This is a genomic window from Trichormus sp. NMC-1 (genome assembly GCF_001858025.1).
GTDB lineage: Bacteria > Cyanobacteriota > Cyanobacteriia > Cyanobacteriales > Nostocaceae > Anabaena.
In genome coordinates this window covers 1-3,376 of record NZ_LZQD01000026.1, presented here as the reverse complement: position 1 = coordinate 3,376, position 3,376 = coordinate 1, and the positions used below count along the sequence as shown (strand labels likewise).

Annotated in this window: 2 protein-coding genes; both read left to right on the top strand. The window is 41.6% G+C overall.

All coding sequences use genetic code 11. The features are described from left to right. Window positions 1-64: 64 nt before the first annotated feature. Complete coding sequence (locus tag A9Y75_RS25705; RefSeq protein WP_071192721.1) at window positions 65-2,341, top strand: amylo-alpha-1,6-glucosidase; 2,277 nt, start codon at window positions 65-67, stop codon at window positions 2,339-2,341. 28 nt (window positions 2,342-2,369) lie between these two features. Continuing rightward, window positions 2,370-3,376: PA14 domain-containing protein (locus tag A9Y75_RS25700; RefSeq protein WP_236721540.1), on the top strand; the 1,007-nt coding region annotated here is incomplete at its 3' end.

The following is a 3,376-nucleotide window of genomic DNA, read 5'->3' as shown; positions in this document are numbered from 1 at the left end:
ATGACCAATGACCAATGACCAATGACCAAAGTCCAAATCTAGTCCTGTATGGGAATTTTGCTTAATGACACCGGATATGTTGATTACCCCAGAAAGAATTTTCTTGGATGGAAAAACGTTTATTCCTGCCGAACAGCTACCGATTCCAGAATGGCCTTGTGTTGTTAGTGAAAAACCTCAGCCAACACTGACAGTTAAAGATGATGATTTATTCTTGGTGACAGATACAATGGGGAACATTTCCGGTTTTTCCATCAATGAAGGAAATGCCAGTTTGGGGATGTTTTGCTGTGATACTCGGTTTTTAAGTCGCCTAGAATTGCAGATTGATGGGCGATCGCCTGTTTTACTGAGTAGCACTGCTGAAAAGGGTTTTGCCCTCTCGATTTTGTGTACTAATCCCAAGGTTGAAGAACGCCTTAAAGCCGATACTATAGGCATTCGTCGGGAAATTGTTCTCAACGGCGCACTATTTGAAGAAATAGAAGTTGCCAACTACAGCACCACTAGCATCACTTTTGAACTCAGCCTCAGTTTTGATGCGGATTTTGTGGATTTATTTGAAGTCCGGGGCTATAACCGAGAACACCGGGGCAAACTTTTGCGCCTCATAGAACCGACGCAGCCAGGAGTAATAGGTGATGGTATTGCACCCGCCTCTATTCAACCACACCGAGAGGAAGTTCTGACTCTGGCTTATCAAGGTTTAGATGGTGCGGTAATGGAATCTCGCATCCAATTCCAGTATCGTCAACCAGACTATTTTAAGGGGTACACAGCAGTTTGGCAGCTAGAGTTGGCTGCTCACGAAACCCAAAAGCTGGGCTACCGGGTAAATATGTTCATCAACAACCAGTCTAGTTCTACGGTGAATGCTGCTATTACCTTGGCACAGGCAAAAGCGGCTGAGTTGATGGAGGAGCAAAATTGGGTACAACAAATTACACGTATTAGCTCAGACAAAAGTCTTTTCAATCGAGTCCTTGAAAGGGCTGAAGAGGATATGTATTTATTACGCCAGTCTTTTGGCAAGTACAAAACTGTTTCTGCTGGTGTGCCTTGGTTCTCGACGCTGTTTGGTAGGGATTCGATTATTACCGCTTCTCAAACCTTGATGTTAAATCCGCAGATTGCCAGAGAAACCTTGATGCTGCTGGCTACGTACCAGGGTAAAATTGAGGATGAGTGGCGGGAAGAGGAACCGGGCAAGATTTTACACGAGATTCGCCTAGGGGAAATGGCACGTTGTCAAGAAATTCCCCATACTCCCTATTACGGAACAATTGATGCTACTCCTCTGTGGTTGATGCTTTATGCTGAATACTACGCTTGGACTCACGACCAAGAAACCCTAGATCAACTTTGGCCTAATGCTTTAGCGGCAATGGATTGGATTGATCGGAATATCCAACAAACAGGCTATCTCAGTTATCAATGTAAATCAAAACGTGGTTTAACTAACCAAGGTTGGAAAGACTCTGGTGATTGTATTGTTAACCGCAAAGGTGAGTTGGCCAATGGTTCTATTGCTTTGTGTGAGGTGCAAGCTTATGTCTATGCAGCGAAAAATAATCTAGCAGAAATTGCTAAGATGAAAAAGCATCTGGATTTGGCAGAGCGTTGGCAAGAAGAAGCCAGAAGTCTAAAGGTGCGTTTTAATCAAGATTTTTGGAGTGAAGACCAAGATTACTGTGCTTTGGCTTTAGATGGTGAAGGAAATAAAGTAGATAGTATTACTTCTAATCCTGGTCATTGTCTGCAATTGGGCATTTTTACACCTGAAAAAGCCTACAGTGTGGCAGAAAGGTTGCGAGCCGCAGATATGTTTAATGGTTGGGGTATTCGCACTTTGAGCAGTTTGTCACCGGCTTATAATCCGATGGGTTATCATACTGGTTCTGTGTGGCCTCATGATAATGCCATGATTGCGATGGGATTGCGATCGCTCGGTTTAATTGATCAAGCTTTGGAATTATTCCAAGGTTTATTTAATATGACCAGTTACCAGTCTTATCAACGTCCACCAGAACTGTTTTGTGGGTATGAACTCAACGGTGATAATACTCCTGTACAGTATCCAGTTGCTTGTTCTCCCCAAGCTTGGGCTACGGGTAGCATCTTCCAACTACTGCAAATGATAGTTAATTTAGTCCCTGACGCGCAGAATAATTGTTTGCGAATTATTGACCCGGCTTTGCCAGAATCAATCAATCGTTTATCGGTACACAATTTGCGTGTTGGTGGGACAATCTTAGATTTAGAATTTGAGCGTTCTGGTAGCACTACAGCTTGTCGGGTTGCTAATAAACGCGGTAATCTTCGCGTGGTAATTGAAGCGTAAATAGTGTCTGAATCAGGATTTACAAGATTTGAAGATTTTCAGGATCAGGAAAAAATTCATTCTTAATCCTGTTCATCCTTTCATCCTGAGAATCCTGATTCAGACAGAAAAAATTCTCAATCGTGTTAATCCTTTCATCCTAAAAATCCTAATTCAGACATTTGAGGATAAAAACGCAACTTTATCAATAATTCATATAAATTCAGGTAAATTACTTATAATCCGTAATTACACTTACAATTATTCGTTTACTACTACACCAGATATAAAATTAGTATTTGGTCAAAGTTTTAATGGAGCGTATGCGAAGGAAAAGAATACTATTTATCTATCTCAGGAATTTGTAGCAGCTAATTTGGGTAATTTTGGGGCAGTTACAGGGGTTTTGTTAGAGGAGTTTGGGCATTATTTAGATAGTCAAATTAATGTGCTAGATGCTGCTGGGGATGAAGGGGATATTTTCTCGCAGTTGGTGAGAGGTGAGAGTATTAGTGATGGGGAATTATTATCGCTGAAAGCTGAGGATGATACAGGCTTTATCACCGTATCAGATGATTTGCTATCAGTGGAGTTTTCATCCAGTAATTGGAGAGTAGAACTTTACAATAATATTTCTCGTACTGGTACTCCGGTACTTGTTCAAGATTGGGGTGATGGTAGTCAAGGTTTCTCTCGTGATTGGGGAAACGGTTCCCCACACTGGGCTATCAATTCAGATAATTTCTCTTTGCGTGCAACGACACAGCGATATTTTGCACCTGGTCGCCATGAAATTCAGACAACTTCTGATGATGGTGTGAAGGTCAATATTGCAGGTCAGACTATTATTGATCGCTTAGTTGATCAGGCTACAGTTACTAATACTGGAATTTTTGATGCAGGTAATGGCGGCACATTCACTACAATTGTTGACTACTATGAACGTGGTGGTGGTGCAAATTTAAATTTTACTACTAGACTATTACAACAGTCTGTTGTCAACCTAGCTCCGAATCAACCCCAGAGTGGACAACTGAGTACGAGCGATCGCAATAA